Origin of the sequence: Stieleria sp. (genome assembly GCF_041595215.1) — a bacterium.
GTDB classification, from domain to species: Bacteria; Planctomycetota; Planctomycetia; order Pirellulales; family Pirellulaceae; genus Stieleria; species Stieleria magnilauensis.
The window spans coordinates 1-6256 of record NZ_JBFHKV010000456.1 but is presented as its reverse complement, the minus strand read 5'-3'; the positions used below and the strand labels follow the sequence as shown (position 1 = coordinate 6256).

The 6256-nt window shown below is 56.4% G+C and carries 5 protein-coding genes and 1 pseudogene; 2 read left to right on the top strand and 4 right to left on the bottom strand.

What is annotated here, in order from left to right:
• Positions 1-426 precede the first annotated feature (426 nt).
• Both ABX749_RS17720 and ABX749_RS17715 read left to right on the top strand, forming a co-directional pair.
• On the top strand, positions 427-2538 hold the full coding sequence (locus tag ABX749_RS17720; RefSeq protein ID WP_372897134.1) for a family 16 glycoside hydrolase: 2112 nt from the start codon (positions 427-429) through the stop codon (positions 2536-2538).
• 118 nt (positions 2539-2656) lie between these two features.
• Entirely contained in the window at positions 2657-3721 is a 1065-nt protein-coding gene (locus ABX749_RS17715) for a sulfatase-like hydrolase/transferase (RefSeq protein WP_372897133.1), read from the top strand.
• Between the two features lie 80 nt (positions 3722-3801).
• Here the strand turns inward: ABX749_RS17715 and ABX749_RS17710 are convergent, their stop codons facing one another.
• From ABX749_RS17710 to ABX749_RS17695, 4 genes and pseudogenes are all read right to left on the bottom strand, one after another.
• Positions 3802-4812 (bottom strand): hypothetical protein, encoded by a 1011-nt coding sequence (locus ABX749_RS17710; protein WP_372897132.1) that lies wholly within the window; start codon positions 4810-4812, stop codon positions 3802-3804.
• A 139-nt stretch (positions 4813-4951) separates the two neighbouring features.
• Complete coding sequence (locus ABX749_RS17705) at positions 4952-5257, bottom strand: hypothetical protein (RefSeq protein ID WP_145222857.1); 306 nt, start codon at positions 5255-5257, stop codon at positions 4952-4954.
• Between the two features lie 11 nt (positions 5258-5268).
• Positions 5269-5823, bottom strand: coding sequence for a GNAT family N-acetyltransferase (locus ABX749_RS17700; protein ID WP_372897131.1), 555 nt, complete (start codon positions 5821-5823; stop codon positions 5269-5271).
• A 216-nt stretch (positions 5824-6039) separates the two neighbouring features.
• Positions 6040-6256 (bottom strand): annotated as a pseudogene (locus ABX749_RS17695) (N-acetylgalactosamine-6-sulfatase); the annotation flags it as partial.

Sequence of the window (6256 nt, the reverse complement as noted above, 5' to 3'; positions counted from 1 at the left end):
CGAAGCAGCTTTCTCAAGCAGTTTTCCTCCCCGGTCGTCCTGTCGAGCAGACAACAGTCGTTCAAGTCGGAGTCGAACTTGCGGCTGATTTGTCTTGGTTCAGCGGAAAATAGAATTTGCAAGCGAGTGAGTTGATTGGTCCTCGCCAGTGCTCGATCGCCCGGCCAAGCGTTGGAAGTCTTTCACCTCAGCCTGGCATCGCAAGCGATTGTAGCGTTGTTTGCTTGCGGTCGAGTTCAGCGTCAAATATGATCCGACTGATCCCGAAGAGACCTTGCCAATGACCAGCTAAAACGCGTCGAGCGAATGCCGGCTCAATGGGAATCCGCATGACAAGGCTAGCCATAAAGCCAGCATCACAGGAGAGAAGGAGTGACGAACCGACCTTGGCTTACCTTGATACTGGTTTTGACGAGCGGGTTTTCGGTGCCTGCAAGCACGCCTGCCACGGCGAACGACAGCTCGGAGTCGACACTCGGTCTTGTTCCGCCAGATGGTGCGGTCATCTTGTTCGATGGCTCGAACTTTGATGCCTGGAAGCCGTTCTCGTGGCAGTGGATCAATCCAAACGATGATCAGAAAGAAATTCAATGGAAGCTGGTCGATGGCGAGGCGATGCAGATCGCTTTTGAATTCAACGGAGCGCGTCGAAAGCAGTTTCTGTGCACGAAGGAAAAATTCCGAGACTACCGCCTGCATCTGGAATTTCAGTTGCCTGACGACGGTGGCAATGGCAATAGCGGCATCTTTTTCGGGCCCTTGTACGAACTGCAGATTCTAGACTCCAGCCGAAAGACAACAGCTGGCCTCGGTGACTGTGGTGCGATTTATCAACTCCGCGTACCAGATGCCAACGCCGGCCTCGGCCCGGGAGAGTGGCAAACGGTCGACTTGGAATATCAGGCAGCGGAGATTGGGCGAAACGGCTTCATGACCGAAAAGGGTGCGGCGCGTGTCACCGTGCGATTGAACGGCGAGTTGATCCACGACGATGTTCGCCTGTCACTTCGGCGAAATAAGTACGCCGCATTCCCGGAGGAGCCAGCCTCGCCAATCGTTTTACAGGAGCATGGGTCACCGGTGAAGTTTCGGAACATCTGGCTGGTTAGAAATTCAACTAGCAAAGAGACACGCACCGATTCAATGAAGTCAGCTGATTCCGTAGAGCCGCTTTCGGACAAGGTGATCAACATCAAGAACTTCGGCGCCGTCGGTGACGGCGTCGCGATGGAGACGAAAGCGATTCAGGATGCCATCGATGCCTGTCATGCTGGGGGCGGAGGGGTCGTTCGTGTACCTGCGGGAGATTTCCAGATCGGTACAATCGAGCTGAAAAGCAACGTCAGGCTTTCACTCGACCACGGCGCCAATCTGTTAGGTAGTACCAACAAAGCCGACTACAGGACCGAAGGCATCGATGAACCGAGAGAAGGCGGGCCGCATTGTCTGATTTATGCCAACGGAGCGGACAACGTCGCGATCGAAGGTTTAGGCGTCATCGATGGGAGAGGGACTCCTGAGCATTTCCCCAGAAACCGATCTGGTGGCAGGAACCAGGGTCTCCGCCCCCGTCTACTGCGGATGGTCAACTGCGACGGACTGACGTTTTCCGGCGTCACCTGGAAGCGTCCCGCGTTCTGGGGCTTGCATCTGATCGACTGCAAGAACATTCATTTCAACGCGGTCACCGTTCGGTTTCGCAACAACAACTTCAACAATGACGGACTAGATCTGGATGGTTGCGAAGATGTTCTCATTGAAAACTGCGACATTGACTCCGGCGATGACGCGATTTGCCTGAAGAGTTCGAAGAACCCGTGTCGCAATATCGTTGTGCGTGGATGCAAGGTGTCCAGCAACACCGCTGCATTGAAATTCGGAACGTCTTCCCGAGGCGGTTTTGTCGATGTGGAGGTGACCAACTGCTATTTCTACAACAGCCCGATGGGCGCCATCAAATTACAATTGGTCGACGGTGGGCGTTTGGAAAACGTCAGTCTCTCAAGAATCGTCATGAACAATGTCGGGTGCCCGATTTTTATTCGACTGGGAGATCGAGGAAAGACTTTTATCAGGGGTGACGCGGGAAAACCGCCGGTCGGAACGCTTCGTAACATCCGCATCAGCGATGTCACTGCAGAAGTCACCATCGAGGATCGGGAAGAAGCTACGCGAGCGGCTTACAAGAACATCACGGCTGAAGATTCCACAGAGATTACTGACAGGGAGAAGTCGAAAGCCGGTCCCATCATGATCACCGGGATTCCCGGTCACTACGTCGAGAATGTCAGATTGGAGAACGTCAAGATCTCGTTTCCGGGGCATGGATCAACGGAAGACGCAAAACGTGAGGTGCCGGAAGACATTGATCGCTATCCAGAGCAGTTTTTCTTCGGCGTTCTGCCATCGTGGGGAGCCTACCTTCGGCATGCGAAGAACATCGAGTTCGTTAATGTGGAGTTGGAGACTCGGGCTGCGGATGCAAGGAAGGAGATTCACCTTGAAGATGTTGAAGGTTTCATCCAGCGAGGAGAATGACGGTTCCGCTTCGACCCGAACGACAGTACCGCCGAGTGCGTTCGAGTCGAACCGCAAGAAGTTTGCGTCGCGATGGCTCTCAGCAAAGAATCAACCCCGTCGATTTTCAGGAAACGTGATGAACCTAACGCCCATCATTGTCTCGTGCCTTGTTGCACTGGCCGCTCTGCCACTATCGGCCGAGGAACGGGACAGGCCGAATGTCATCTTGCTGATGAGCGACGACCAGGGATGGGGCGACGTTGGTTTCAACGGCAACGATGGCATCAAGACACCCCATTTGGATGCGATGGCTGCCGAAGGTGTTCGGTTTGATCGCTTCTACGCGGCGGCGCCGCTCTGTTCGCCGACTCGCGGAAGTTGTCTGACCGGGCGATATCCATTTCGGTTTGGCGTTCTGGCCGCTCACACGGCGGGCATGCGAGTCGGTGAGATCACGATCGCCGAGGTGCTGAAATCGAAAGGCTATCGAACCGGATTCTTTGGCAAGTGGCATCTCGGTTGGGTCAAGGAATCGGACGCCGGGGCACGAGGATTCTATTCGCCTCCGTCACAGCATGGTTTCGACACCCATTTCGCAACGACCAGCGCGGTTCCGACATGGGATCCGACGGTCACACCCGAGAATTGGTCCAGTTGGGGTAGCAAGCCGGGCGAACTGTGGAAAGGCGGCGCGCCCTATGTACAAGATGGCGTCCAAGTCACCGATAACATGGCGGGTGACGATAGCCGCGTCATCATGGATCGCGTGCTGCCGTTTATCGAAGCAAGCAAGGATCAGCCCTTCTTCGCTGCGGTTTGGTTTCACGCACCCCATGAACCTGTCGTCGCGGGGCCGGAATACCGCGAGCTTTACAAAAACCGCGGGACCGCTCGGCAGAATCTTTATGGGTGCATTACCGCAATGGACGAACAAATTGGACGGCTCCGAATCAAGCTCGAGGAGCTTGATTTGGCGGAGTCCACGGTCGTGTTCTTTTGCAGCGACAATGGGCCTGCAGATTCACTGACCAAAAAAGGCGTGGCATCGGCTGGGCCTTTCAAAGGGCACAAGCACACCCTGTACGAGGGCGGCCTGTTGGTTCCTGCTTGTGCGGTGTGGCCTGGAGTGATCCCGCCAGGAACTTCGACCAGTGTTCGTTGTTCGACTGTCGATTACTTTCCGACGATCGATCGACAGTGAATGCCAACTCAGTCGCGACGGTGCCGACTATCGATACTGAAGGCATGCAAGGCCGATACGGATCGGCTTGCGAAGCGGGTCTACGACGCTGCATCTGCGTCCTTGATCCGTTGGATTAGATCGGTGACGGCGGTTTTGGTGCGGCTGTAGGAAACGATTCGTAAGTCGAGACCTCGGTCGGCGTAGATCTTGAAAGCTCTTTCAATCGCGGCGGTGATCCAGGCATCGTCATTTCCGAAGACGCCGCCACCAAGCAATGTGAGGAAAACTGTGTTGGCACCGGTATCGGCCCCATTGATCACCGCCGCGGCAAAGGTCGCTTCGTACGCGGCATCCAGAACCAATCGGGCGAAGTCTGCCCATTGCGTTTTAGCCTGACTGCCATAGGCAACGGGCAGCGCGGAGCAATAGGCCTGGCTGACGTTGTGGCGGGCACCGGCGAGCGTGACGCCCGCTTGCCATTGAAGGCCGATCCGCAACTCGCCACGCAGCCGATCCTGGTTGTCCTCAGTCATCGACTGAAGCTTTGTCGAAATCTCGTCGAGTCCAGCATCGGTTGGAAACAGATAACCGTTCCGCATGGTCCACAGACGCTCATCGGTGTTGCCGAGTTCGCGGCCGAGGTCAGCAGAGCAGTCGATTTGCTTGTCGGCGGTTTGCCCGATCTGTCCATCGACGTTGGCAAAGTAATTGCGGTAGATCGTGCCGGCTCCGCAGGCGATCGCGCAAGCCGGCCCTTGCGTGTGGTCGTTTTCGTAAATACCGACGCCTCTTTCAGGCGTGACATGGGGGCTGGTCATTTCCAACAGATTGAACTGCGAGGCGACCTGAAACAGCGCATCCGCATTGGCCGGGTCGGCGTGCATTTCGCGAACATCGCCGACGACTTCGCCGAGAGTGGATCGTTTCGGTTTGAGTTCCAGCGTAGCGACCGAACGTCGAAGTTCTGACAGTTGGGGTGTTTCCAGTCGTCCGAACGCGATCCGTTTGCCGTTTGGGCAAACGATGTCTGACCCTTCGACCCGCAGTTTGTGGCGGATCTGTTCAGGCGATTGCTCGTCGATTCCCGTCAGTCGCTCGAACCACGTCATTGTTGCTCTCTCGTGCGCCGTAGAATGTTTCTCTGCCGTTTCCGCATCAGTTTAATGATTCCTCGAAGGGCACAGTTTGAACCGACCCACACCATTCGTGTTCCTTACCCGTTCAACGCCTTGCCTGCGGACCTGGCACCTACGCCGGATCGCCGAGCACCTTCCCGGTTCGGTCGTCGACTCTGTGTAAACGAGTGACGTTGCCGGGCGCACCATCGCCGGGTTTCAGTGAGACCAGCCAATAAGGATCGTCGGGCACATTCGCGGCGACCATCGCCCGCAGGATTTCCGGATCTCGGACGCCGTTTTGGCTGTACAGCTTGGCGTGGAATTCTTTTTCACGGCGAATCCTTTCGGTGTCGAAGAAGACCGCGGAACACTTGGTGCCAGCCGGGATGTCGCCAAGATGTTCGATGACAATCATGATCGCCGCTTTTTGATCCATCTCTCGTTTTGTCAACTCTTTCTCCTCGCCGATGCTACTCGTATCACTTTTCTCGCTGACTCGGTTGCCAGGTCTTTCGCATCGGCTTGCATCGATCGCCGCATCCGATAATTCGTCAATTGGACTCCGTGGCACTCAACCGTTTGTTCCCGCACGACGCTGAATCCCATCCGTTCGAAGAATGGTCTCGCGGTGATGCTGGCTTCGGTCGTGATTTCATCGATCGAGTGGTCTGCGGCGTCGCTCAGAAGTCGTTCGACGAGCCGGCGAGCGATGCCACGGCCCTGATGGTCGGCCGACACGAACAAGCGGTCAAGGTGTCCGGCGCGAGTCATGTCGGTGAAGCCAACGATGCGGTCACCTTCAACCGCGACATACGCCAACCGATCGTCAAAGCGACAGCGCCAGGCTTCCAGATCGATCGTCCGCGGCGCCCAGGCATCGATTTGTGCTTGCGTGTAGTCGCGAGAGTTGACGCGGTGAACGCAATCGCGGAACAAGGCCAAACACGCCTCCGCGTCTTCCGCTCGAAACGGTCTCAGTTTTAGCGTTGTGGCTGAAGGCATTCACTCGACCCAATACTTCAGGTGGTCTAAGGCTTTTCAGCAGTCTACCACGTCGCGCTAGTCGACACTGGCGGCGGCAGCGGCGCAATGTAAGGTAGTCATTGATCGGCCGTCGCTTACGCTAAGCGTTGCGGCTAGTCACTCGGAAGAAGACATCACCGCTGGTTTTTAACTCGGTGCAATCGTCGCAGTGGGGGGCCTGACGCAAGGCGGGGTTCACCGCTTTTCCACTTTCACGAAATAGGCTCCACGAACCGTGCCGTCGTCGTCACTGAGCCAGCTTTGCAAGATGGCCGGGCCGGCGGGAAGCTCCGTTTCGAACGTGACCGACCTGTCGTGTTCACGGAGCTGTTTCTCAAGCTTCTGATCACCGATGCGCAGCACCGCATGGGTTGCCCCCATCGACGCGGGCGCATCGTCGGGGAATCGGGTG